The sequence below is a fragment of the Microbacterium sp. NPDC089186 genome (genome assembly GCF_040685115.1).
In the GTDB taxonomy this organism is placed as follows: domain Bacteria; phylum Actinomycetota; class Actinomycetes; order Actinomycetales; family Microbacteriaceae; genus Microbacterium; species Microbacterium galbum.
In genome coordinates this window covers 539,775-563,728 of sequence record NZ_JBFBHJ010000003.1, presented here as the reverse complement: position 1 = coordinate 563,728, position 23,954 = coordinate 539,775, and the positions used below count along the sequence as shown (strand labels likewise).

At 71.6% G+C, this 23,954-nt stretch carries 21 protein-coding genes; 11 read left to right on the top strand and 10 right to left on the bottom strand.

What is annotated here, in order from left to right:
- Nucleotides 1–63: 63 nt before the first annotated feature.
- On the bottom strand, nt 64–1,146 hold the full coding sequence (locus AB0N82_RS12970; RefSeq protein ID WP_363392075.1) for a glycosyltransferase family 2 protein: 1,083 nt from the start codon (nt 1,144–1,146) through the stop codon (nt 64–66).
- Between the two features lie 42 nt (nt 1,147–1,188).
- On the opposite strand from AB0N82_RS12970, the gene AB0N82_RS12965 reads away from it, so the two are divergent.
- Entirely contained in the window at nt 1,189–2,418 is a 1,230-nt protein-coding gene (locus AB0N82_RS12965; RefSeq protein WP_363392073.1) for a CDP-glycerol glycerophosphotransferase family protein, read from the top strand.
- Nucleotides 2,419–2,544: 126 nt separating this feature from the next.
- Here the strand turns inward: AB0N82_RS12965 and AB0N82_RS12960 are convergent, their stop codons facing one another.
- The 4 genes from AB0N82_RS12960 to AB0N82_RS12945 form a co-directional block, all read right to left on the bottom strand.
- Entirely contained in the window at nt 2,545–3,909 is a 1,365-nt protein-coding gene (locus AB0N82_RS12960) for an aminoglycoside phosphotransferase (RefSeq protein ID WP_363392071.1), read from the bottom strand.
- Nucleotides 3,910–4,013: 104 nt separating this feature from the next.
- Nucleotides 4,014–4,961, bottom strand: coding sequence for a hypothetical protein (locus AB0N82_RS12955; protein WP_363392069.1), 948 nt, complete (start codon nt 4,959–4,961; stop codon nt 4,014–4,016).
- A 99-nt stretch (nt 4,962–5,060) separates the two neighbouring features.
- The gene (locus AB0N82_RS12950; RefSeq protein ID WP_363392067.1) at nt 5,061–5,753 is read right to left on the bottom strand and encodes a phosphocholine cytidylyltransferase family protein; all 693 of its coding nucleotides are present in this window, start codon (nt 5,751–5,753) and stop codon (nt 5,061–5,063) included.
- Between the two features lie 25 nt (nt 5,754–5,778).
- Entirely contained in the window at nt 5,779–6,417 is a 639-nt protein-coding gene (locus AB0N82_RS12945; RefSeq protein ID WP_363392065.1) for a hypothetical protein, read from the bottom strand.
- 19 nt (nt 6,418–6,436) lie between these two features.
- Between AB0N82_RS12945 and AB0N82_RS12940 the strand changes: the two genes are divergently transcribed.
- From AB0N82_RS12940 to AB0N82_RS12930, 3 genes are read left to right on the top strand one after another with little or no spacing between them, the layout of a single operon-like run.
- Nucleotides 6,437–8,368, top strand: coding sequence for an ATP-binding cassette domain-containing protein (locus AB0N82_RS12940; RefSeq protein WP_363392063.1), 1,932 nt, complete (start codon nt 6,437–6,439; stop codon nt 8,366–8,368).
- Nucleotides 8,369–8,379: 11 nt separating this feature from the next.
- Nucleotides 8,380–9,906 (top strand): hypothetical protein, encoded by a 1,527-nt coding sequence (locus AB0N82_RS12935; protein ID WP_363392061.1) that lies wholly within the window; start codon nt 8,380–8,382, stop codon nt 9,904–9,906.
- A 51-nt stretch (nt 9,907–9,957) separates the two neighbouring features.
- A complete protein-coding gene (locus AB0N82_RS12930; RefSeq protein ID WP_136585370.1) occupies nt 9,958–10,224 on the top strand; it encodes a DUF3039 domain-containing protein in 267 nt (88 codons plus the stop codon).
- 840 nt (nt 10,225–11,064) lie between these two features.
- Here the strand turns inward: AB0N82_RS12930 and AB0N82_RS12925 are convergent.
- On the bottom strand, nt 11,065–12,390 hold the full coding sequence (locus AB0N82_RS12925; RefSeq protein ID WP_315995430.1) for a nicotinate phosphoribosyltransferase: 1,326 nt from the start codon (nt 12,388–12,390) through the stop codon (nt 11,065–11,067).
- A 121-nt stretch (nt 12,391–12,511) separates the two neighbouring features.
- Here AB0N82_RS12925 and murI point away from each other — a divergent pair, with 121 nt between their 5' ends.
- Genes murI through rdgB form a run of 3 tightly spaced genes read left to right on the top strand, consistent with a single transcriptional unit; the run spans nt 12,512 to nt 14,688 of the window.
- A complete protein-coding gene (gene murI / locus AB0N82_RS12920; protein WP_363392059.1) occupies nt 12,512–13,330 on the top strand; it encodes a glutamate racemase in 819 nt (272 codons plus the stop codon).
- Between the two features lie 34 nt (nt 13,331–13,364).
- On the top strand, nt 13,365–14,090 hold the full coding sequence (gene rph / locus AB0N82_RS12915) for a ribonuclease PH (RefSeq protein ID WP_363392057.1): 726 nt from the start codon (nt 13,365–13,367) through the stop codon (nt 14,088–14,090).
- Between the two features lies 1 nt (nt 14,091).
- Complete coding sequence (gene rdgB, locus AB0N82_RS12910; RefSeq protein ID WP_363392055.1) at nt 14,092–14,688, top strand: RdgB/HAM1 family non-canonical purine NTP pyrophosphatase; 597 nt, start codon at nt 14,092–14,094, stop codon at nt 14,686–14,688.
- A 55-nt stretch (nt 14,689–14,743) separates the two neighbouring features.
- On the opposite strand, the gene AB0N82_RS12905 is transcribed toward rdgB, so the two are convergent.
- The gene (locus tag AB0N82_RS12905) at nt 14,744–15,394 is read right to left on the bottom strand and encodes a TetR/AcrR family transcriptional regulator (protein ID WP_363392053.1); all 651 of its coding nucleotides are present in this window, start codon (nt 15,392–15,394) and stop codon (nt 14,744–14,746) included.
- 56 nt (nt 15,395–15,450) lie between these two features.
- Nucleotides 15,451–16,749, bottom strand: a complete 1,299-nt coding sequence (locus AB0N82_RS12900) for an MFS transporter (protein WP_363392051.1) — start codon at nt 16,747–16,749, stop codon at nt 15,451–15,453.
- 203 nt (nt 16,750–16,952) lie between these two features.
- Between AB0N82_RS12900 and AB0N82_RS12895 the strand changes: the two genes are divergently transcribed.
- The 3 genes from AB0N82_RS12895 (at nt 16,953) to AB0N82_RS12885 (ending at nt 19,594) form a co-directional block, all read left to right on the top strand.
- Entirely contained in the window at nt 16,953–17,936 is a 984-nt protein-coding gene (locus AB0N82_RS12895) for an NAD(P)-dependent oxidoreductase (protein ID WP_315995436.1), read from the top strand.
- Complete coding sequence (locus tag AB0N82_RS12890; protein WP_363392049.1) at nt 17,936–18,586, top strand: RraA family protein; 651 nt, start codon at nt 17,936–17,938, stop codon at nt 18,584–18,586. Before AB0N82_RS12895 ends, AB0N82_RS12890 begins: the two co-directional genes overlap by 1 nt.
- Nucleotides 18,587–18,676: 90 nt before the next feature.
- The gene (locus tag AB0N82_RS12885; RefSeq protein ID WP_363392047.1) at nt 18,677–19,594 is read left to right on the top strand and encodes a cation diffusion facilitator family transporter; all 918 of its coding nucleotides are present in this window, start codon (nt 18,677–18,679) and stop codon (nt 19,592–19,594) included.
- A gap of 56 nt (nt 19,595–19,650) precedes the next feature.
- Here AB0N82_RS12885 and AB0N82_RS12880 read toward each other — a convergent pair whose 3' ends face one another.
- Complete coding sequence (locus AB0N82_RS12880; RefSeq protein ID WP_363392045.1) at nt 19,651–22,101, bottom strand: ATP-dependent DNA ligase; 2,451 nt, start codon at nt 22,099–22,101, stop codon at nt 19,651–19,653.
- Nucleotides 22,102–22,286: 185 nt separating this feature from the next.
- Between AB0N82_RS12880 and AB0N82_RS12875 the strand changes: the two genes are divergently transcribed.
- Nucleotides 22,287–23,138, top strand: a complete 852-nt coding sequence (locus AB0N82_RS12875; RefSeq protein ID WP_315995440.1) for a Ku protein — start codon at nt 22,287–22,289, stop codon at nt 23,136–23,138.
- 56 nt (nt 23,139–23,194) lie between these two features.
- Here the strand turns inward: AB0N82_RS12875 and AB0N82_RS12870 are convergent, their stop codons facing one another.
- A complete protein-coding gene (locus AB0N82_RS12870; RefSeq protein WP_315995894.1) occupies nt 23,195–23,941 on the bottom strand; it encodes a VTT domain-containing protein in 747 nt (248 codons plus the stop codon).
- Nucleotides 23,942–23,954 lie beyond the last annotated feature (13 nt).

Here is a 23,954-nt window from a genome sequence, read left to right as displayed (position 1 = left end):
GGCGGCGCGTCCGGTCGACGTGGGTCGAGGGCGCCGCGTCCTCGCGTCCGTGACGATCGGGCGTCAGGGCAGGGGGGTGTTGCGACCGTCGAGACGCGAGGTGTCGACCGTGTCGCGGGCGCCGCGGACGAGCGCCCACAGGAAGCCCGCTCCCCACGAGACGTGCATCGACGGGAGTACGGCGGCTGTCCACGCCTTGTCGCGCCAACCGCGGCCTCCGGCACGGCCGAGCGCGCCGGTGGCGACGAGCGCCGCGTACGCCGCCACGGGCAGATGCAGCACCGTGAGTCGTCCGGGGCGACGTCGGGCGATCTGGGCGACCCCCGCCACCAGTGAGACCAGCGTCGCGACCAGCAGCGCCGGGGGAGCGAAGAAGCGCAGCGGCGTGCGCCGCGGGTAGCGCCGCACGAGCTCGCCGCGCCAGGCGCCGGTCGCACGGAACTGCCGGATCAGGCGGGTCCAGCTCTCACGCGGCCAGTAGACGACCGACAGGGCCGGATCGAACCACACGCGATAGCCCGCGCGACGGATGCGGAGGTTCAGCTCCCAGTCCTCCCCGCGACGGATGCTCTCGTCGAACAGCCCGACCTCCTCGAGCACGCTGCGGCGCATGACCCCGAGGTACGCCGACTCGGCCGGCCCTTCGGCGCCGCCGCTGTGGTAAGCCCCGCCACCGAGTCCGACGCGGGAGTTGTAGGCGCGGGCGACCGCTCGCTGGAACGGCGACCGGCCGTCGGCGCGCATCACCCCGCCGACATTCGCGGCTCGCACGCGGCGCAGGGTGTCGAGGGCACGGCGGGTGTATCCCGGTGACAACTCCGAGTGCGCATCGACCCGCACGATCGTCGGGTACCGGCTCGTGCGGATGGCGAGGTTCAGTCCCACCGGGATGTCGGCCGCGGGATTGTCGACGAGGACGATGCGCCCGTCGGCATCCGCCAGCTCCTTCGCGATCGCGTCGGTGCCGTCGGTGGAGGGCCCGAGCGCGAGCACCAGCTCCACCGGTCCCGGGACGTCCTGGGAGAGAGTGGATGCCACGGCCCGGCGCAGATACCTCTGCTCGTTCAGCACGGGCATGACGAAGCTCACGCCGGCATCGTCGGGGGGAGCGGGCGCGTCTCTTCCGCCGGGGGTCGGGAGGGGCATCCGTCGATCCTGTCATGCGAGCCTGGCCGGTACCCTGGAACGATGCCTCTCGCCCGCGACGCCCAGCTGGCCGTGGGGCTGCTGCGCAAAGCCCTCGCCACCCGCAACGCCCGCCGCGACCTGCGCCGCGCCCTCGACGCGCGTGGTCCGCTGCCCGCCGGGCGCTTCACCATCGCGGTCTACTTCGCCGACGGCGCGGTGAACATGTACCAGATGCGCCAGTGGTACGCGCCCCTGCAGGAACTGGCGAAGACCTGGCCGGTCGTGGTCATCAGCCGAGCGATCCGCGGCGCGGACGCCCTGCTGAAGGATGACGCGCTCCCCATCGCCTACGCCCCCACCGTCGGCGCGGTGGAGGAGGTGCTCGCGGAGCAGGACATCCGCGTCGTGCTCTACGTCAACCAGAACACCCGAAACTTCCAGATGTTCCGGTACGGGCATCGATGGCACGTCTTCATCAACCACGGTGAGAGCGACAAGATGTACATGTCGACGAACCAGTACAAGGCCTACGACTACGCCTTCGTCGCGGGAGATGCGGCTCGCGCCCGCCTCTCGCGCGTGCTGTGGGACTACGACCTCGACCGCCGCACGTTCTCGATCGGCCGCCCGCAGGCCGACCACTACTCCGGCGACGTGCCGTACGAGCCCGACGACCGCACGGTCGTGCTGTACGCGCCCACCTGGGAGGGCGACCGTCCCTCCGCGCACTACGGGTCCGTCGTCACGCACGGGGAGACCCTCGTGAGGGCCCTGCTCGCCACGGGGCGCCACCGCGTCGTCTACCGCCCCCACCCGCGGTCGGGAGTGGTGGATGCCGCCTACGGCGCGGCCAACGCGCGGATCGTGTCCGCGCTCGCCGCGGCGAACGCCGCCGACCCCGACGCGCACCACGTCCATGACACGGGCGCCGAGCTCGGCTGGCAGCTCGCCGCGGCCGACATGGCGATCGTCGACATCTCGGCGATGGTGTACGACCGGCTCGCGGTCGGCAGGCCCCTGATGATCACGCGACCCCTCGACCCCGAGGCCCTCGTCGATGACAGCGGTTACCTTTCGGACTGCGAATGGCTGGATGCGTCGGCATCCGGGTCGATCGTGGCCGAGGCCGACCGGGTGCTGGGGGATCCCGACGCGGTCGGGCGGCTCGAGCACTGGGTGCGCCACTACTTCGGCGACACCGGCCCCGGCGCCGCCACCGCCCGCTTCGAGGCCGCGATCGGCGAGCTGATGCAGCGGTGGGAGCAGTGGCACGCCGACTCGGCCGGCTGAGCGCACGCGGCGGACATCGCTGAGCCCGGCGAAGGGTCCGGGACCCGCGGCGCACCGGAGGTCCCTGAGCCTGTCGATTGGTCCGGGACCCGCTGCGTCGACGGGCTCAGCCCCCTCGCGCCACCGTCAGGTGAGGGGAGCCAGGCGTCCGATCGCGGCGAGCGGGATGCCGACCCAGTCGGGGCGGTTGCGCGTCTCGTAGATCGCCTCGTACACGGCCTTGTCGAGTTCGAACGCCGCGAGCAGGGCGTCGTCGACCGCCCGGTCGGGGCCCGCCGTCTCGGCGTATCCCGCGAGGAACGCCTGCTGGGCGGCGATGACCCACGCGCGCACCGCGGCACCGTCGTCGTCGGCGACCGCACCCGAGACGTAGTCGAACGAGCGCAGCATGCCCGCGACGTCGCGGACGGCGACGTCGGGCTGCAGGCGCTCGGCGATGGGCCGCAACGGCTCGCCCTCGAAGTCGAGCAGCACCCATCCGTTCGCGGCCGTGTCGAGCACCTGCCCGAGGTGCAGGTCGCCGTGCACGCGCTGCAGCGCGGGCCAGGGGGCGGCGGCCGCCACGGCGTAGACCTCCCGGATGCGGTCGGCGTAGGGGGCGAGCGCGGGGACCTCGGCGAGGGCGATCGACAGCCGTCGCTCCCATGCGCCGGCCACGGCCGCTCGGTCGGCGTCGTCGGGCTCCCGCGTCGGGAACTGCGCGGCGAGGGCCACGTGCATCCCGGCGACGCTCGCGCCGAGCGCGTGCGCCCGAGCGGCGAAGTCCTCATCGGCGGCCGCGGCGTCCAGCGCCACCCGCCACGCGTCCTCGACGCCGGCGAAGAACTCCTGCGCGAACGCCAGCGATCCGCTGACGGGCACGCCCTCGGGGGTCACCCACGATCCGCGGACCTCGCCGATCGCGGCGGGGACGAAGGCCGCACCGCCCGCGGCCAGCGCCGACTGCAGCTCCACGTCGGGGTTGATGCCGGGGTTCACCTGGCGGAAGAGCTTGCAGATGACCGGGATGCCGGCATCCTGCGCGTCCGCTTCCGCGCCGTCCGCCGTGGCGGGACGGAAGATGAGCGACGTGTTCGACTGCTCCCCGCTGAGGACCTTCGCCGTCGCGCGCGGGGCCGGGACCCGGGGGCCGGGGGAGGCGAGGGCGATGCCGAGGAATCCGTTCTCGGGTGTTCCGACCTCCCCGCCGACGGTCACCCAGGAGTACAGCTGATCGGTGAAGCCGGGGTCGGTGGTGGCATCGGCCCACACGTCGTCATCGGAGGCGGAGCCGATCAGGCTGCCGGGAGGCACCGATCCCTCGGGGCGCCGCGCGACCGGTACTTGGTAGACGATCGCGGGCTGCACCGCCTCGTCGCGGACGAGGAGGAGTCGCGTGTCGGCGTCGAGCGTCCAGTCGGCGACGACGGTGAGCCGAGGATCGCGGCCCTTCGTGCCGTACCAGCGCTGACGCGGCATCCAGACCGCGAGGAGATCGAGGAGGTCGCCCATGCGGCGAGGCTAACGCGCCCGCCGCCGCGACACGCGGGCCTTGCGCCGGTGCGGGTGTCGATGAGATGAGAGGGGAATCCGGTGGCGGTCGGGCGGCGATGCCGTCAGTCGAGCGCCGTATCGCCACCGGTGTCGGCGTGGGTCTCGGCTGTTGCGGCTCTCCGGCGCCGCGGGAGCGCCCCGCGAGCGGCGGATCCGGTCCTGCGTCCGGCGCCGGCGACCGCGGCAGAGAGCGCATCTCCCACGCGGCGCACGCCTCCGACCGCGGTCCTCTCGGGGCGCTCGGTTCCCGGGCGCGGTTCGAGGTCGGTCGGCAGGACGAGCGGCGGGGCGCCGAACGCGCGGCGGGCGGTGACGAGCACCCGGCGTCCGAGGACGTGGTTGCCGGCTCCGCCGACGACGGCGCCCACGCCGAAGGGGAGGGCCTTGCCGACCCAGGACGCGCCGCCCCGAGTGGCGAACTGGCGGACGAACATCGTCTTGAGCCGGTCGACGAGCGGTCCGACGGCCGCGCGCGGCAGGGTCTTCGTGATCGTCTCGCCCCACGAGCCGGAGCGGGTCGTTCCGCGACCGTCACCCTGCCGGGCGAGCTGCGCGACGAGGTCGACGCCCTCCTTGCCGAGCAGGAGGGCGAGCACGAGGGCGCGGGCGCGGTCGGGGTCGTCGACGGCGACGCCGTGCACCTCGGCGACCGACTGCGCGTAGAGCGCCGTCGCCTCGAGGAATCCGAGGGTCTCGACGCCGCTGAGGGCGAGGGTCACCCCGGTTCCGATACCCGGGACGACAGCGGTCGCCCCCACCGCTGCGCCGCCCGTCGTGACCGCGGCCAGGTAGCGACGCTCGAGGATCCTCAGGATCTCGCCCACCGCGGCATCCGGATGCCGCAGGCGGATGCTCCGCAGGTGCGCGAGCACGACGGGTCGCTGCACCGACAGCACGCGGTCGAGCAGGCGGATGGCCTGCGGGTGCTCCTCCGACCCCGCGGGAGGCAGTCCCCCCTGCCAGGGGGCGTCCGACGGGAGGGAGTGGATGCGGTGCACCTTCTCGGCCATGCGCTCATCCTCTCCCGCTGGGCTGAGCGGTGGGCGAGAGCTCTCGCGTGCGCCGAGGAGATCGGGGCCGACCTGCGGTGCGCTCGGCCCGCGGCGGGTTCAGACGAAGAGGTTCGCGCGCTCGAGATCCTCGGCGAAGTCGACCTCGACCGCATACAGGTCGGAGATGTCGAGGGGCTCCACGCGCACGCCGTCCTCGGCGATGGCCAGTTCGAGGCCGCGCTCGAAGTAGTCCTGGTCGTCGACCCGCTGCAGATGGCGCTGCAGCGTCTTCTTGTCGCGCGACGAGATGTAGTTGATGCCCACGGCCTCGCCGATGCCGCCGACGACGACCTTCGACAGCTGGTGGATGAAGCCCTCGGCATCCACCGTGTATTTGACCTCTTCGTCGCTCACCTTGGCGGTGTCGACCGTGACGAACGAGCGGTCGTCGGCGACCAGGCGCGCGGCGCGACGGAGGACGAGGGGGTCGAACACGACGTCGCCGTTCATCCAGAGAACGCCGCCGCGGCCCGTTTTGGCGAGGGCGCGGAGCAGGCTCTTCGACGTGTTGGTCTGGTCGTAGCGGTCGTTGTAGACGTAGTCGACCCGGGGGAAGGCATCGACGATGGTCTCTGCGCGGTATCCGACCACCGTGGTGATGCGCGCGTCGGCGCCGAAGGCCGCGTGGATGTTGTCGTGCTGCTGCTGCATGATGCTGCGGCCGTCGGCGAGGGGCGTCAGCGGTTTCGGCAGGCTGCGGCCGAGGCGCGAGCCCATGCCCGCTGCGAGGATCACGATCTGGACTGTCAAGGCTGGCTCCTGGGGGGATGAGTCGTCATGTCCGGTTCACCGGAATGTCACGCCTTCGTGTTCGATCAACAGTAGCGAGGGGGGCCTGGAAGGTGGCATGATTCGCGCCGGTCGTTGTGGTTTCGTGATGCCGGTGGATCGCTGCGCCGCGCGACCAGCCTGCGGGCGGTGTCGGAGGAGGTTGATAGTTTGGTGCGATGACAGCCTCGCTGCCGGAATCGCCTGAACCCTCCTCGTCCTCCGTCGAGGGTGGTTCGGAGAGCGTCGAACCTTCTGCGTCGACGCCGGCGAAGCCGCGCACGCCGCGGGCTCCGCGCACCTCCACCCCGCGCACGACCACGCCTCGGACCACGACGCCGCGGACGCCCCGGCGGGCGCCGGGCTCCGCCGCGTCCGCGACGGCGGGCGACGCCGTCGAGAGTGCCGACGAGTCCGCGTCCCCCGCGCCGAAGCCGCGCGCGCCGCGCGCGAGCGGTTCCGCGACGACCGGTTCGTCGCCGCGCACGCCCGCCGCGAAGAAGTCCGCCGCGTCCAAGACCACCGCGGCGAAGACCACCGCGGCCAAGACCACCGCAGCGAAGACCACTACCGCGAAGACCTCTGCGGCGAAGTCCTCCGCCGCGAAGCCCGCGGCGAAGCGTCCGGCCGCCAAGAAGCCCGCCACGCCTCGAGGACCGGCCTCCGTGGCGCCGACGCACGCGCCCGCTGATCCGGCCGAGCAGCCGAACACGGCGGCGGATGCCGCTGTGCAAACGCCGGAAGAGGGCGTCGCCGCCCCGGCCGCCGCCAGCGAGACCGTGACGCCGGTCGCGTTCCCCGATGACATCGTGGTGCCCCCGCGTCCGCCGCTGCCCGCTCCCGCCGCGAGCACCGTCTCCGGTGACGTGATCGCCGACCCGGCAGCCCCCCTCGCCGCGTCCGCCGACGCGGACCCGTCGGCGGACGCGGATGCCGGAGCATCGACACCCGCGGAGGGTTCAGCAGACGACGACTCGTCGGCACCTGCGGGCGTCGATATCGCACCGAACTCCGACGACGCGGCGTCGGCGGACGCACCCGCCGCCGATACCGATGAGGCCGCGCCCATGGATGCGGATGTCGTCGCGGATGCCGCCGCGCCCGTCGACCCCACTCCGGCCGACGTCGCCGTGGAGGAGCCCGTCGTCGAGCAGCCGGTCGATGCGGAACCCATCAGCGCTGGGCCCGCCGCGACCGAGGCCGTCGACGGTGAGCCCGCCGGTGACGAAGCCGTCGACGCCGAGCTCGGCGGCGCGGAGCCGGGTAGGGCAGGACTGCCCGCCGACCCCGCTGCCCCGACGTCATCCGGCGACGGCACAGCCGCCGCCGGTGAGCTCATCAGTGCGGACACGCCCGCGGAAGAGGCGGACGACACCGCCTCGACCGACGCGCCCGCCCGCCTCCTCGACACCCCGCAGGTTCCCGCGGGAGAGGCCGCCGAGGGCGAGGATCCCACGCCTCCCGAGGTCCGTGTCGAGGAGCTGACCGTCGACGAGACGCCGGACGCCCCCGTGCACGCCCCGAGTGCCGAGGAGTGGATCCTCGATGCGGACGAGCCCGGCGTCGACGAGTCCGGAGACACCCGGCCCGGAACCGACGAACCCGTGACCGACGACCAGGGCGCCGACGACGCGGCGACCCACGACCCCGCGTCCGACGTTTCGGGGACCGACGTCTCCGCGACGGACGTCTCCGCGACGGACGTCTCCGCCGCCGGAGTCTCCGCGACCGACGTCTCCGCCGCCGACGTCCCCGCGACGGACGACCCCGACCTCGCGCTCGCCGCCGACACCGCCGTGATCGCCGACCGCCCCGCCGCCGAGGTCGACCCCGATGCCGTTCCCGTGCTGAGCCTGCGCAACGTGTCGAAGTCGTTCGGGGAGCTCCGCGCGGTCGACGCCATCGACCTGACGGTGCCCGCCGGCTCGTTCTACGGCCTGGTCGGCCCCAACGGCGCGGGGAAGACCACCACGCTGTCGATCATCGCCGGACTCCTGCGCGCCGACTCCGGCGCGGTCTCGATCAACGGCGTCGACGCGACGAAGCGCTCGCGCGAGGCGAAGAAGCTCATCGGGGTCCTGCCCGATCGTCTGCGCACCTTCGACCGCCTCACGGGACGCCAGCTGCTGTCGTACTACGGCGCCCTCCGCGGGCTGCCCGCCCCCCTCGTCGAGAGTCGCACGACCGATCTGGCCCGTGCGTTCGACCTCGTCGACGCGCTGACCCGTCCCGTGTCGGACTACTCGGCCGGTATGACCAAGAAGGTCATGCTGGCCGGAGCGATGATCCATTCGCCGCGCCTGCTCGTGCTCGACGAGCCCTTCGAGGCCGTCGATCCCGTGTCGAGCGGCGTCATCCTCGACATCCTCGGGTCGTACGTCGATCACGGCGGAACGGTGATCCTCTCCAGCCACGGCATGGAGCTCGTCGAACGCGTCTGCTCACGGGTGGCCGTGATCGTGTCGGGTCAGGTGCTCGCCGAGGGCACCGTCGACGAGGTGCGCGGCGAGGCGAGCCTGGAAGAGCGCTACCTCGAGCTGGCCGGCGGCCTGGGCGACGTGGAGGGCCTCGAGTGGTTGCACACGTTCTCCGCCTGAGACTGGCGATGATGGTGGGCGCCCTGCGGGGCGACCCGCGCGAGGTGGTGCGCCGCGCGATCGGCGTGGTACTGCTGATCGCCGCGACGGGAGTCGCCGCGGTCAGCGCCGCCGGCCTCGCCGACGCCGACCGTCTGACCACGGCCGTCGTGACGGTTCTCGCGGGTTCCGCCGTCACCCTCGGCTTCGCAGTGGGGCCCCCGGTGACCGCCTCGGTCGATCCGCTCGACCCGCGCCGCTTCGCCGTCGTCGGACCCGAGCCGCGTCCGCTGGCGGGTGCCCTCCTGCTCGCCGGTTTCCTCAGCGTCCCGGTCCTCGTCGTCCTCGTGCTCGGCATCAGCCTCGCCGTCGCCTGGAGCGCCCACGGTGCTCCGGCGGTGGCGACCGTGGCATCCGTCATCCTCGGGCTCACCACGTGCGTGCTGCTCGCCCGCGTCAGCATGGCCCTCGGCGCGCTCGTGCAGCGACCGCGGCAGTCCCGCGAGTTGATGGGCGTGTACCTCGTCGCCGTGCTGGTGGTCGTCGTGCCCGTCGGGGTGTTCCTCGGCTCGCTCGAGTGGCGCGGCGCCGTCCCCTCGCAGTTGGCCTCGGCGGCCGAGATCCTGGTGTGGACGCCGATCGGTGCCGCATGGGGCATCGCGCTGGCACCGACCGCGGGCGCCGCCATCGGCAGTCTCGTCGTGGCCCTCGTGACCATCGCCGTGCTCGGGCTGGCGTGGTTCGCTCTCGTGACTCTGCTCCTGACGACCACGCGCCGTCCGGCGGCGGCGCGCGAGCGCGGGGGGCTGGGGTGGTTCGCGATCCTCCCGGGCACGCCCGGGGGAGCTGTCGCCGCCCGCAGCCTGTCGTACTGGCTGCGCGACCGTCGGTACATCGTCAACGTGGTCGTCGTGCCGATCGCGGCCGTCGTGTCGACGGTGCCCCTGCTCGTGGCGGGTGTGCCCTTCGAGCTCGCGGTGCTGCTGCCCGTACCGATCATGGCGCTGTTCTTCGGCTGGCTCCCGCACAACGATCTCGCGTACGACTCGACCGCCCTGTGGATGCACATCGCCAGCGGCATGCGTGGCGCCCCCGACCGCATCGGCCGTCTCGTGCCGGTGCTGCTCATCGGCATCCCGGTGCTCGCCGTCACTCTTCCGCTAGCCGTCGTCGCCCACGGGCGGTGGGCGATCCTGCCCGCCATGATCGGCGTCTGCGCTGCTCTCTTCCTCGCCGGTCTGGGGCTGTCCAGCGTGTCGTCGGTGCTCGCCCCCTACGCGGTGTCGCGCCCGGGCGACAGCCCGTTCCAGCAGCCGCAGCGCACCGGCTCGGGCGGTGTCATCGCGCAGGGCCTCGTGATGGTGGGAGCCATCCTCGCGGCCCTGCCGTCGATCCTGCTGACCTGGCGAGCCGTCGGGGGAGACACCATCGATGCGATGTTCGCGATGTGGGTCGGTATCGGAGCCGGAGGCGTCGTCCTGATCGTCGGCATCACGGTCGGCGCGGTGCTCTTCGAGCAGCGGGCGACACGACTCATGGAGTTCGCCGAAGCGACCTGAGCGCGAACCCGACCGAGCCCGGGGCCGGGGTCGCGGCTACACTGGCTCTCCATGAGCACGCCTCTCGACAGTCCGGACAGCGGGGGTCTCGCGACCCTCGATCGCGAGCTCGAAGAGCTCATCCGCGAAGAGAACATCGAGCCCGGCGATCATGAGCGCTTCTCGCATTACGTGAAGAAGGACAAGATCCTCGAGTCGGCGATCACCGGCAAGCCCGTGCGCGCCCTCTGCGGCAAGAAGTGGACACCCGGGCGCGACCCCGAGAAGTTCCCCGTCTGCCCCCAGTGCAAAGAGATCTACGAGTCGCTCGTCAACTGAGGACTCTCCCCCCGTGAGGGGTCAAGAGATGTCGCCCGTGCGTCCGCCCGGCGGCACTTCTTGACCCCTCACGTGCGTCTCCGGCGTCTCGCGCGCTCCCCTCCCTGCGAAACTGCTCGGGCTCGTCTCCGCGTGGCCGCGCCGGCGACGATCCCCCGCACCTGACGCGGCCGGGGCTCGGTCGCGGCGGGGCGAGGTCGTTTCTGCGGTTGTGTTTGCCGTAGTTGGCCGCAAGGGGGGCGTGGGGGCGGCCTTGTGGGGCAATCGAGGCCGCGCGGGGGCCTCGGCTCGCGGCGGGGCGAGGTCGTTTCTGCGGTTGTGTTTGCCGTAGTTGGCCGCAAGGGGGGGCGTGGGGGCGGCCTTGTGGGGCAATCGAAGCCGTGCGGGGCCCGGCTCGCGGCGGGGCGAGGTCGTTTCTGCGGTTGTGTTTGCCGTAGTTGGCCGCGAAGGGGGCGTGGGGGCGGCCTTGTGGGGCAATCGAGGCCGCGCGGGGCCCGGCTCGCGGCGGGGCGAGGTCGCCTCTCGGATCGTGTTCGCCGCACATCGCCGCGCAGCGGTCGGCCGGGGGAGAACCCTCAGCCGTTCACGCCGCCGGGACCCGCGACCCCGCGTGAGGGCGGGGAGGGTCCTCCGCGCTTCCGACCGGCACACCACCCCGACCACGTGAGCACCGTGCGGGGCCACGGCCGTGCCGTACGTGCATCCGGTTCGTGAGCACCGTGCGGTGCCACGGCCGTCCCGCACGTGCATCCGGCCCGTGAGCGCCCGGTCCTCCGCGCGCGCGGCGCCGGGATCGCGCCATGGCCGAAGCCCCGCGTCAGACGGTGAGCGCCCCGTGCGTCACTGCGCCTCGCGATATTCCGTGGGCAGCGCGGGGTCGGCCTTGCTCAGCGCGAGCGCCCGCACGGGGAGCTCCTCCCGCACGCGCGCGTGGTGGGCCCGTGCGGCCTGCACGCCCGCGGCACCGAGGGCCGCGGCATCCGCTTCGCCGTGGTGCATGAGGGTCGTCTGCAGGGGGCGGGCATCGGGGTGCTCGGCCGCCGTCGACAGCTCCTCGAAGCCGTCGCTGACGACGACAAGCTCCGAGGTGGCGGTGCCCGCGTCGAGCGTGCGGAACGCCGCCTTGCGGCCGCCGTGCGACGCCTTCTGCGCCGAGGCCTTCGCCACGCCGACCCACGAGCCGTCGGCCGCCTCGCGCGCCACGAGCTTGAAGACCAGCCCCGCCGTGGGAACGCCCGACCCGGTTGCGACCGACGTGCCCACGCCGTACGCGTCCACGGGCGACGCCGCAAGCGCGGCGAGGGCGTACTCGTCGAGATCGCTCGTCACGGTGATGCGGGTTCCGGTGGCGCCGAGCTCGTCGAGCAGCTCCCGCACTTCGCCGGCGACGATCGGCAGGTCGCCGGAGTCGATGCGCACGCCCCCGAGCCCCGTGCCGGCGACGCGCACGGCGGTGCGCACGCCCTCGGTGATGTCGTAGGTGTCGACGAGCAGGGTCGTGGCGCTGCCGAGCGCGTCGACCTGCGAGCGGAACGCGTCCTCCTCGCTGTCGTGCAGGAGCGTCCACGCGTGCGCGGCGGTGCCCATCGTCGGCACGCCCCACCGTCGGCCGGCCTCGAGGTTGCTGGTCGCCGAGAACCCGGCGATGTAGGCGGCGCGGGCCGCGGCGACCGCCGCCTCCTCGCTCGCGCGACGCGAGCCCATCTCGGCGAGGGGGCGGTCGCCGGCGGCGACGCTCATGCGCGCGGCGGCGGTCGCGACCGCCGAGTCGTAGTTCAGGATGCTGAGCGCCAGCGTCTCCAGGATCACGGCCTCGGCGAACGTGCCCTCGATGGTGAGAAGGGGAGAACCGGGGAAGTACACCTCGCCCTCGCGATAGCCGGTCACGGATCCCGTGAAGCGGTAGTCCGCGAGGAAGTCGAGGGTCGCGGCATCCACGACCTTCTCATCATGCAGATAGCGCAGCTCGTCGTCGCCGAAGCGGAAGTCCTGGATGGCATGGAGCAGGCGGCCCGTGCCGGCGACCACGCCGAAGCGGCGTCCGCCCGACAGGCGCCGCCCGAACACCTCGAAGACGCATCGGCGCTGCGCCGTGCCGTCGCGGAGGGCCGCGTCGAGCATCGTGAGTTCGTAGCGGTCGGTGTGCAGGGCGGTGCTGCGGCTCATCGCGCCAGCCTATTGCGGCAGCCGCGCGCAGCCCGCCCGTCCCGTCGGCGGTTGACACGGGCGCGACGGTTCGCCCCGGCCCACCGAGCTCGTCCTTGCCCGCCGGGTAGGCTGGACCCCTATGGATGACGCGCCGATCGGGATCTTCGACTCGGGAGTCGGCGGTCTCACCGTCGCCCGGGCCGTGTCGGCGCAGCTGCCGCGCGAGTCGATCCTCTACATCGGCGACACCGCGCGCTCGCCCTACGGCCCCAAGCCCATCGCCGACGTCCGCAAGTACTCGCTCGAGGTGCTCGACACCCTGGTCGAGCAGGGCGTGAAGATGCTCGTGATCGCGTGCAACACGGCATCCGCCGCCATGCTGCGCGATGCGCGCGAGCGCTACGACGTCCCCGTGGTCGAGGTCATCGGCCCCGCGGTGCGCACCGCGATGTCGACCACGCGCAACGGCCGCATCGGCGTCATCGGCACGACCGGCACGATCGGCTCCCGCGCGTACCAGGACATGCTCGAGGTCAACGAGCGCCTCACGGTGTTCGCGGAAGCCTGCCCGCGGTTCGTGGAGTTCGTCGAGGCGGGTGTCACCGACTCGCCCGAGGTGCTCGCCACGGCGGAGCAGTATCTGGCGCCGCTCCGGCACGCGGGCGTCGACACCCTCGTGCTGGGCTGCACGCACTACCCGTTCCTCGAGGGCGCCATCAGCTACGTGATGGGTCCCGACGTGAGCCTTGTCTCGAGCGACAGCGAGACCGCGAAGGACGTGTTCCGTCAGCTCGTCTCGCGTGACCTGCTCGCGAGCCCGGATGCCGTTCCCCACCACCGCTACGAGGCCACCGGCTCGTCGGCCGACGATTTCCTGCGCCTGGCGCACCGCCTCATGGGCCGGGAGGTGCGCGAGGTGCAGCTCGTGCAGACCGGTGCCATCGACCTGCCGCGCTGAGGCGTGGCATCCATCTTCGTCCTGAGGAGGACCCATGACCCGCAAAGACGGTCGCGAGAACGACCAGCTCCGTCCCGTGACCATCGAACGCGGATGGTCGGCGCACGCCGAGGGCTCCGCGCTCATCACCGTCGGCGGCACGAAGGTGCTGTGCACCGCGTCGTTCACCAACGGCGTTCCGCGTTGGCTGACCGGCAAGGGCAAGGGCTGGGTCACCGCCGAGTACGCGATGCTGCCGCGCGCGACGAACAGTCGCAACGACCGCGAGAGCATCAAGGGCAAGGTCGGCGGTCGCACGCACGAGATCTCGCGCCTGATCGGCCGTGCCCTGCGCGCCGTCGTCGACACGAAGGCGCTGGGCGAGAACACCATCGTGATCGACTGCGACGTGCTGCAGGCCGATGGCGGCACGCGGACGGCGGCCATCACGGGTGCGTACGTCGCCCTGGCGGATGCCATCGCCTGGGGCCGCGAGAAGAAGTTCATCGCCCAGCGCTCCGAGGTGCTGCGCGACTCCGTCGCCGCGGTGTCGGTGGGCATCATCGACGGTGAGCCGATGCTCGACCTCGCTTACGTCGAGGATGTGCGGGCCGAGACCGACATGAACGTCGTCGTCACCGGGCGCGGTCTGTTCGTCGAGGTGCAGGGCACCGCCGAGGGGGCGCCCTTCGACAAGGCGGAGCTGGACCGGCTGCTCGACCTCGCGGTGAACGGCTGCGCCGATCTGCGCGGCATCCAGTCCGCGACTCTCGAGGCCTGAGATGGCGCGCGTCGTCCTCGCCACGCACAACCCGCACAAGGTCGAGGAGTTCCAGGCGATCGTCGCCGCCGTCCGCCCCGACCTCGAGGTCGTCGGATACGACGGGCCCGAGCCGGTCGAGGACGGCGTCACCTTCGCGGCGAACGCGCTGATCAAGGCGCGGGCGGCGGCGGCCCACACGGGACTGCCGGCGTTGGCGGATGACTCCGGCGTCGCGGTCGACGTGCTCGGCGGGTCTCCCGGCGTGTTCTCCGCGTACTGGGCCGGCCACCGGAAAGACGCCACAGCCAATCTCGAGCTGCTGCTCGATCAGCTGTCCGACGTCGCCGACCCGCATCGCGCGGCGCAGTTCGTGTCGGTGATCGCGCTCGTGCGTCCTGACGGGACGGAGAACGTTGTCGAGGGCCGCTGGCCCGGTCGCCTGGCGACCGCGCCCGCCGGCCCGGGCGGTTTCGGGTACGACCCGATCTTCATCCCCGACGGTCAGCCCGAGGGCGCAGAGCGCGCGGTGGGGGAGTGGACCGCCGAGGAGAAGAACGCCGCCTCGCACCGCGCCCGGGCGTTCGTCGAGCTGGTGCCGCTGCTCGCGACGCTGTAGTCGGGCCCCGGAGGTGCTCGACGAGGGACACCGTCGTGGCGCCCGGTGGTCGGGGTCAGTCGGCCAGCGTCGCGGCCAGTCCGCGAAGCGTTCCGCGATACATCGTGGTCAGGTCGCGCACGATACGTGAGGGCGCGCGGCGCGTGACCGTGTGCACGTCGAGCAGCTCGCGCGAGTTGAACAGCGCGTTGCAGGTTGCGAGGGCGCGGTCGTAGAGCGACTCGTCGACGCCGTCGAGTCTCATGAGCTCGCGCACGGCGGGTCCCCAGGCCGCGTCGATGATGAGCGCGTGGCGTTCGCCCCGGGCCTTGCGGGTGAGGAACCCCTCGCGCGAGCGGATGAGCACCATGGCCGGTCCGTGGGCCACGACGAGTTCGAACCACTTGCCGAGAACCGCCTCGAAGAGGTCGGCGCCATCGAGGTCCAGATCTCGGGCGTAGCCGATGAGCTGTTCGAGGACGTCGAGCAAGTACTCGCGATGAAGCTCGTCGATGGTCGGGAAATAGCGGTACGCCGTGGCGACCGACAGGCCGGCCCGCGCGGCGATCGCCGGCATCGACGCGGCCTCCGGATCGGCCAGCAGCAGATCACCGGTCGCAGCCAGGAGAGCGGCCTTGTTCCGCGCCACATCCTGCCGCGGACCCCGCCGCCGTACCGAGCCGGCGGCGGGGTCCGCGGCGGCGTCGACGGCGGGCAGGGGGGTCATGCAGAAAGGGTAGCGCGGGAGTCGGCGGCTCTGGGAACCGCCGACCCCCGCGTGCGTCACCGGTAGAGGTGGCTCGTGCTGTCGCGGCTGGGGCGCACCCCGGCGGTCACGAGGACGAGGCCCAGGAGGCCCGCCACGATGAGGATGAACGCCGGCATGTAGGTGTTGCCCGTGGCGTCGATCAGCCACGTGGCGAGGTAGGGACCCGCACCGCCGCCGATCACGGCACCGACGCTATGGCCGACGGCGACACCGGTATGACGGATGCGGGTGGGGTAGAACTCGGAGACCGAGCCATAGGTGCCGGCCTGGCACAGAGCGTACGGAATCATTCCCAGAGCCAGACCGAGGACGGCGAGCCCGAAAGACCCGGTGTTCATCAAGGCGAACGAAGGCAGGGTGATCACGACGTACGCGATGTAGGCCACGACGAGGGTGCGCTTGGCGCCCACGCGATTGCCGAACACACCGGCGAACGGGATGAGACAGGCCGCCAGCAGCACCGCGACCAGCACGATCGTCGAGGCTTGGCTCTTGCTGAAGCCGAGCACCTCGGAGAAGTAGACGGCGACGAACACGGTCCCGACGTAGGTCCCGAGGTTCTGGACGGTCGAGATGCCCATCACCTTGAACAACTGCGGGCGGTACTCGCGGACGAGGTCGAGGAACGGCTTCTTCGTGGTGGCGTCCTCCTGAGCGAGGGCGGTGAACTCGGGGCTGTCCTCGACCTTCAGGCGCATGTACAGGCACAGGATGCCGAGCGGCAGCGCCGCGAGGAAGGGCAGACGCCAGCCCCAATCCACCATGATGTCGGCCGGGATCAGCGCGGCGATCAGTGCCGCGGCGCCTGCAGCCAGGCCCTTGCCGAGGTTGGCGACGCTGGGGATGAAAGAGATGTAGAGCGGTCGACGGTGCGGCGGTGCCCACTCGCGGATGTAGGAAGCCGCGCCGCCGATCTCTCCACCGGCGGAGAATCCCTGCAGCATGCGCAGCAGGACCAGGAGGGCGGGGGCGAGGATGCCGATCTGCGCGTAGCCGGGCAGCAGGCCGGTCAGTGTGGCCGCGGCTCCCATCAGGGTGATGCTCGCCACGAGACTGACCCGGCGTCCACGCCGGTCACCGAGCCGACCGAAGTACCACGCTCCGAGGGGGCGCACGAGGAATGCCGAGCCGAAGACCAGGAAGGTATTGAGCAAAGCGACGGTCGGGTCGTCGCTCGGGAAGAACACCAGGGAGAGGGTCGCGGCGACGTAGCCGTAGACGCTGAAGTCGTAGTACTCGATGAACGTGCCGAAGATTGCGGCACCGGTGGCCTTCTTGGCGCCCGTTCGGCGTTTCTCGGTCACAGCGGTCATGAGTGAATCCTGTCTCCGTTGACTAAATGCGCCTTGTGTCGCACTTTACGAGTTCAGCATGAGGGGGTTTCGGCATGCTGTCAAGACGCCCATCGCGTGACTGCAGGAGCCGCATCACGTGCGAGACGATGATTGAGGACGACGCCGTTGCGACGTATGGTGTTTAAAACGAGAGCAGTGTCTCGATTAGCAAAGGTGCAGCGATGAGTCACATCCATGTCACGAACCCCATCGACGAGGACGTCTTGGCGGACCTGCGACGATCCCACCACGTCACCGTCGGGTTCGGAGACGACGCCCGGGGGTGGGGTGAGGTGGCGACCACGGTCGAGGCCACGATCGTCCGCGCGGAGACCATCGACGCGCGCATGATCGCGTCGGCCCCTCGCCTGAAGATCATCGCCCGGCACGGCGTCGGAACCGACAACGTCGACCTCGACGCCGCCGCTGCGGCGGGCATCTGGGTCACCACCACGCCCGGTGCGAACGCGCGCGCGGTTGCTGAGCACGTCTTCGCGCTGATGCTGACGCTCATACGACGCGTTCGAGAAGCCTCGTCGAGCGTTCAGCGCGGGCGCTGGAGCGAAGAGCGTCCCTCGCTCACCGGAGGAGAGTTGAACGGGCGCACCCTGCTGCTCGTCGGCGGAGGGGGGATCGCAGCCCTCGTCGCCCCGATCGCGCGTGGATTCGGAATGCGGGTCGTCGTCGCCGACCCCTATCTCGCACCCGAGGCGGCTCACGAGCTCGGCGTGGGCCTCGCCGGCCTCGACGACGCCCTTCCTTCGGCCGACGTGGTCAGCCTTCACGTTCCGCTGACCGCCGAGACGCGGCATCTGCTCGACGACCGTCGCCTCGGATTGCTACCCGCGCGAGCCGTCGTGATCAACACCTCGCGCGGCGGCGTCATCGACGAGGCGGCCCTCGTCGCCCGACTGCGGTCGGGGGCGCTCGCCGGCGCGGGGCTCGACGTGATCGAGGCCGAGAGCATCGACATGAACGACCCCCTGACCCACACTCGCACCGACCTGACGCTCGGGAACCTCCTGGTCACCCCGCATGTGGCCGGTCAAACGGAGGAGGCGCTCGTCGCGGTCGGCCGACTCGCGGCGCAGAGCGTGGAACAGGCGCTCGCCGGACGTCGTCCCGACCGGGCCGTCCGCGATCTCGCCGCAACGGCGGTGGTCTGATGTTCATCGCCGCCGACGCTTCCTCCATCTCCGTCTCCCCGGGGTGGCGTCGCGCCCCGATCGGCCTCGTCGACGCTGTCGCCGCGTATCCCGTCGCCCTCATCGGCGACGTCACCGCGCGCATGGGCATGATGACTTCCGTGATCCGCCCGCAGAATGGTCTCCCTCGGTTCGCGGGTACCGTCCTGCCCGTCCTCACCCGCGACGGTGACAACCTCGCCATCCATCGTGGTCTCGACGAAGCGGCCCCCGGCGACGTGCTCGTCGTCGACGCGCACGCTGAGACGAACCGCGCGGTCTTCGGCGACATCCTCGGCGAGGTCTGTGTCGTCCGCGGTGTACGCGGCGTCGTGATCGACGGGGCGACCCGCGACGTCGATGAGCTCGAGAGACTCGGCCTGCCCGTCTTCGCGCGAGCGGTCAATCCGGCCGGCCCCTCGAAGGCCGGCCCGGGGGTGGTGGGAGCGCCGGTCGCCGTCGGCAATGTCGTCTGCCGCGCCGGTGACGCGATCGTCGCCGACCGTGACGGGATCGTCGTGCTCCCCGCCGCGGCCCTCGAGGAGGTGCTCGAACGGTTGTCGGCCCAGGACGCCTTCGAGAACGGCCTGCGCGCGCGCATCCGGGGTGGCGAGGCCGTCGACGGCGGCTGAGCGCGTCAGGCGGCGATGACGAGAGGGGTTCTCATTCCCGACTTCCCCGGAATCACGCGGATGTCGCCGCACCGCGCCTAGCCTGGACCGATGCACGACCACGCCCCGTCCGGTGGCATCCGCGATGCCGGCAACCGGCGCCTGCTCGCCACCGCACTCGCGCTCACCGCGACGGTGATGCTCGTGCAGATCGTCGGGGCGATCCTGTCGGGCTCCCTGGCGCTGCTGGCCGACGCGGCGCACATGTTCACCGACGCGGCGGCGCTCGTCGTCGCGCTCGTGGCGACCGCGATCGCCGCGCGCCCCGCCGACGACCGCCGCACGTTCGGGTACCAGCGCGCCGAGGTGCTCGGAGCACTGGTCAACGGCGTCATCCTGATCGTCCTGTGCGCCTGGGTGGGGGTCGAGGCGGTGCAGCGGCTGCTCGCTCCCGCCGAGGCCGAGGTGCAGGGCGGGCTCATGCTCGTCGTCGCCGTTGTCGGCATGGTCGCGAATGCGGTGTCGATGTGGCTGCTCAGCCGCGCGCAGAAGCGCAGCATCAACGTCCGCGGCGCCTACCTCGAGGTGCTGGGCGACCTGGTGGGGTCGATCGCGGTGATCATGGCCGCGATCGTGATCGTCACGACGGGTTTCGTGCAGGCGGATGCCATCGCCTCCCTGCTCATCGCGGTGCTCATCGTGCCGCGGGCCATCGGGCTACTGCGCGAGGTCGTCGTGGTGCTGACCGAGTCGGCGCCGGTCGGGATGCACGTCGCCGAGATCCGCGAGCACCTGCGCGGAGCGGACGGAGTGGTCGACGTGCACGACGTACACGTGTGGCAGCTCACCCGCGGCGCGCCCGTGTTCAGCGCGCACGTCATCGTCGAGGACGCGGCTCTCGCGGACGGTCGCGCCGCGGCCATCCTCGCGTCGCTGCAGACGTGTCTGGCAGATCATTTCGATGTGGAGCACTCGACGTTCCAGCTCGAACCCGCCGGTCACGTCGAGCACGATTCGCGCCACGCCTAGGTCGCCGGACCCGGCGGCGTCGACGCGCTCAGCCACCTCGCGCCGCGGGCCGGGGGCTAGACCTCCCGCACGACCTCGTCGGGGCTCTTGTCCGGCCGCAGGCCGCGCCACCGCGCCTGGCGCAGGATGCCGCCGGGCGTGAATTCCGCGAACTCCACCTCTCCCACGAGCTCCGGCCGCACCCACAGCGCGTCGCGGGCGTCTGCCGCCGGAACCCCGACGAACGGGTCGGTCTCCGACCGGAGCGGCTCGAGAAGACCGCGGAGGCGGGCGAGCGTCTGCTCGCTGAACCCCGACCCCACGCGTCCCGCGTACCGCAGCCCGTCCGTCGACGGGACACCCACCAACAACGAGCCGATCGTGCCCGCGCGGTTCCCCTTGCCCGGACGGATCCCCCCGATCACCACCTCCTGCGTCCGCGAATGCTTGACCTTGAGCCACTGCTCCGACCGCGCCCCTCGGCGGTAGGTCGAGCCCGGGTCCTTGACCACGACCCCTTCGAGGCCGAACCGCTCGCTGGTGGACACGGCGGCATCCACGTCGTCGAAAACGGGCGGCACGACGATCGGCGCACCGGCCGCGGCGGCGAGGTCCTCGAGCACCTCACGACGCTGAGCGAGGGGGAGGGATGCCACATCGCGCGCTCCCACCGACAGCACGTCGAAGAGGTAGAGGTGCACGGGCGTCCGGGCCGCTTCCCGCTCGATCTCGCGGGGCTGCGCCAGGTTCATGCGCTTCTGCAGGAGCGGGAAGCTCGGTCGTCCCATGTCGTCGAGGGCCACGATCTCGCCGTCGAACACGGCGGGCTGGGGGCCGAGGTGCAGATCGACGGCGCTCAGCTCCGGGTAGGCGGCGGTGAGGTCGTTGCCGTTGCGCGAGCGCAGTCGCAAGCGGTCGCCGTCCCAGACCCCCAGACCCCGGATGCCGTCCCACTTCATCTCCACCCACGGGGTGCCACCCCAGCGCGCCGCCGCCGCGCGCGCGATTCCCGGCGTGGCGGAGGTGGCGAGCATGGGTCGAAGGTCCGCGGCGACGGGAGTGTCGCTCGCCGATCGGCCGATCACGGCGTCCGCGGCGACGGGGGAGGGCATGGGCGCCGCCCGGTCGCGCGCCACGACCGGGGCTCCCTCGTTCTGCGGGTGGCCGTCGGCATCCGTCTTCATGCGGTGCAGCAGCCACTGCGACTTCTCGCCCCGCCCCTCGGTGCGGATCAGCGCGAGACGCACGCGCCCGAGCGGACCACCCTCTCGACCGGTGAGGGTGGCGATCACCTCGTCGTCGCGCCACTTCTCGAGGGCGTAGGTGCCGGTGTCCCACACCGTCATGGTTCCGGCGCCGTACTCCCCGCGCGGGATCTCGCCCGCGAAGTCGAGGTATTGCATCGGATGGTCCTCCGTCATCACGGCGAGGCTGTTCTTCGCCGTGGTCGGCGGGACGCCTTTCGGCACCGCCCAGCTGACGAGCACGCCGTCGCGTTCGAGCCGGAGGTCCCAGTGCAGCCGCGAGGCGTGGTGCTCCTGGATGACGAAGCGGGGCGCGCCTTCGCCACGGGGAGCGCCGTGAGGATGCTCGGGCACCGGCTCGGGCGTCCGATCGGCGGATCGTTTCGCGATGTACGCGCGGAGGGGTCCATGGACCTCGTCGACCGGGGCCAGGGGGTCCTCGGGCCTGTCGAGCACCTCGGTGAACAGCAGATGCCGCAGCTCGGGATCGTCGAGCTCGGCCCACGTGCGGGGAGCTGCGACGAACGGCTGCGTGCGCCCGCGCAACGAGTACGGAGCGATCGTCGTCTTCGAGCCGTTGTTCTGGCTCCAGTCGATGAACACCTTCCCGGGCCGCGCGGCCTTGGACATCTGGCTGACCACGAGCTCCGGGTGATCCGCCTCGATCGCGCGCGCGAGTTCCTTCGCCACCGCACTCGCCGCGTCGCTCGACTGCCGCCCGTCGAGGCGCGCGTACAGGTGGATGCCCTTGCTCCCGCTCGTGACCGGCAGGGGATCCAGTCCCATGTCGGTCAGGATGGCGCGCGCCCACCGTGCGACCTCGGCGCACTCCGCGAGCCCTGTGCCCGGACCCGGGTCGAGATCGAGCACCAGCCGGTCGGGGTTCTGACGCTCTCCCTCGCTCGAGAAGCGCCATTGCGGCACGTGCAGCTCGAGGCTCGCCACCTGCGCCAGGTAGACGAGGGTGGGGAGGTCGTCGACCAGCGGGTAGTCCTTGGCGCCCGAGGAGTGGTCGATCGGGAAGCGCCGCACCCACGCCGGCGCCCCGGGCTCGAGGGCCTTGGCGAAGAACGGCTCGCCCGGTGCGGACGCCGTGCCGACGCCGTCGGGCCAGCGCTTGCGGGTGAGAGGCCGATCGGCCACGTGGGGCAGCAGCAGCGGGGCGATGCGCGAGTAGTAGTCGATGACCTCGCCCTTGGTGGTCCCGGTCTCGGGGTAGAGCACTTTGTCGAGGTTCGAGAGGCGCAGGCGGCGGCCGTCGATCCGCACCGTCTGCTCCGTCATCGCCCCAGCGTAGGGCGGGGGAGGGTCCGGATGCCGAGGGGGTTGCGCCCCGTCGGCCCTCCCGATGGCGTCGACGGGCTCAGCCACCTCCGCGGGAAGGTCCCTGAGCGTGACGAAGGGACCGGGGCTCTCCCCCCGGCGCAAGGGGCTCGGCATCCGTCCCCCTCCGGGTGTTCACTGGGGTCATGCGATCGATCTGGAAGGGCGCCCTGACGTTCGGCCTCGTCAACGTGCCCGTCAAGGTGTACTCGGCCACCGAAGACCACGACGTCTCGCTGCACCAGGTGCACAACGCCGACGGCGGACGCATCCGGTACCAGCGCATCTGCGAGATCGACGGCGAGGTCGTGCCCTACAGCGACATCGACAAGGCGTACGACGACGGCGAGCAGACGGTCGTCCTCACCAAGGACGATCTGGCGTCGCTGCCGAGCGAGCGCAGCCGCGAGATCGAGGTCGTCGAGTTCGTGCCCAGCGAGCAGGTCGACCTGCTCACCCTCGACAAGGCCTACTACCTCGAGCCCGACTCCTCGTCGCCGAAGGCGTACGTGCTGCTGCGCAAGACGCTCGAGCAGACCGACCGCACGGCGATCGTCCGGTTCTCCCTGCGGCAGAAGACGCGGCTCGCCGCCCTGCGCGTCCGTGGCGATGTGCTGGTGCTGCAGACGCTCCTGTGGGCCGACGAGGTGCGCGAGGCCGCGTTCCCGGCGCTGGAGGAGAGCGTGCGCATCTCGGCGAAGGAGCTCGAGATGTCGGCATCCCTGGTCGACAGCTTCTCGAAGGACTTCGACCCCGAGGAGTTCACCGACGAGTACCAGGAGGAGCTGCGCACCCTCATCGACGCCAAGCTCGAGCAGGGCGACGCCCTCGACACGGATGCCACCTTCGGCAAGGCCGAGGACGACGACGGCGGCGAGGTGATCGACCTCATGGAGGCGCTGCGGGCGAGCGTCGAGCGGTCGCGCGCCGCGCGGGGCGAGAAGGATGCGCCCGCGAAGAAGGCTCCGGCGAAGAAGAAGACGTCGAAGGCGTCGTGACGGGGTCGGGTGCCCGAGGCGTCGGCGGCAGCAGAGCGCCGGCGGCGCCCACGGCATCAGCGCGTCGGCTGGTCTCCGTCTTCGAGGGTCTTCGGGTCGAGGGAGAGTGACTCTGCCTCGGCGGGGGTGACCGCGCCCTCGCGCTTGGCGGCGGCGCGCTCGCGGAAGTAGTGGACGACGACGAAGCCCACCGTGCCGACGACGACCGCGAGGAGGATGACGTCGATGTACTCGGCGACGAACTCGCCCACGCCGGGGATGAGGCTCAGCACGTACCCGAACACCGTCAGGCCGAAGCCCCACAGCACGGCTCCGATGAAGTTGTAGAGGGTGTACTTCCACTTGTTCATGTGGCCGACGCCCGCGGCGATGGGGGCGAAGGTGCGCACGATCGGCACGAAGCGCGCCAGGATGACGGTCAGACCACCGAAGCGCACGAAGAACGCGTTGGTGCGCTCGACGTTCTTGCGGCTGAACAGGCCGGAGTCCTTGCGCTCGAAGATCGCCGGACCGGCCTTGTGGCCGATGACGTAGCCCACCTCACCGCCGAGGAACGCGGCGAGACCGATGAGCAGCCCGGTGACCCACACGTTGACGCCGAAGACGCCGTGCGGGGGGTGCGTGACCGGGTTCGACAGGATGCCGGCCATCACCAGCAGCGTGTCGCCGGGAAGGAGGAAGCCGATGAGCAGGCCCGTCTCGGCGAAGATGATGAGGCAGACGATGGCCAGGGCCCACGGGCCGGCCGAGTCGATGATCGTCGCGGGGTCGAGCCACGGGAGCAGTGAGGCGGTGGTGTGGATCACATCGGTCCCG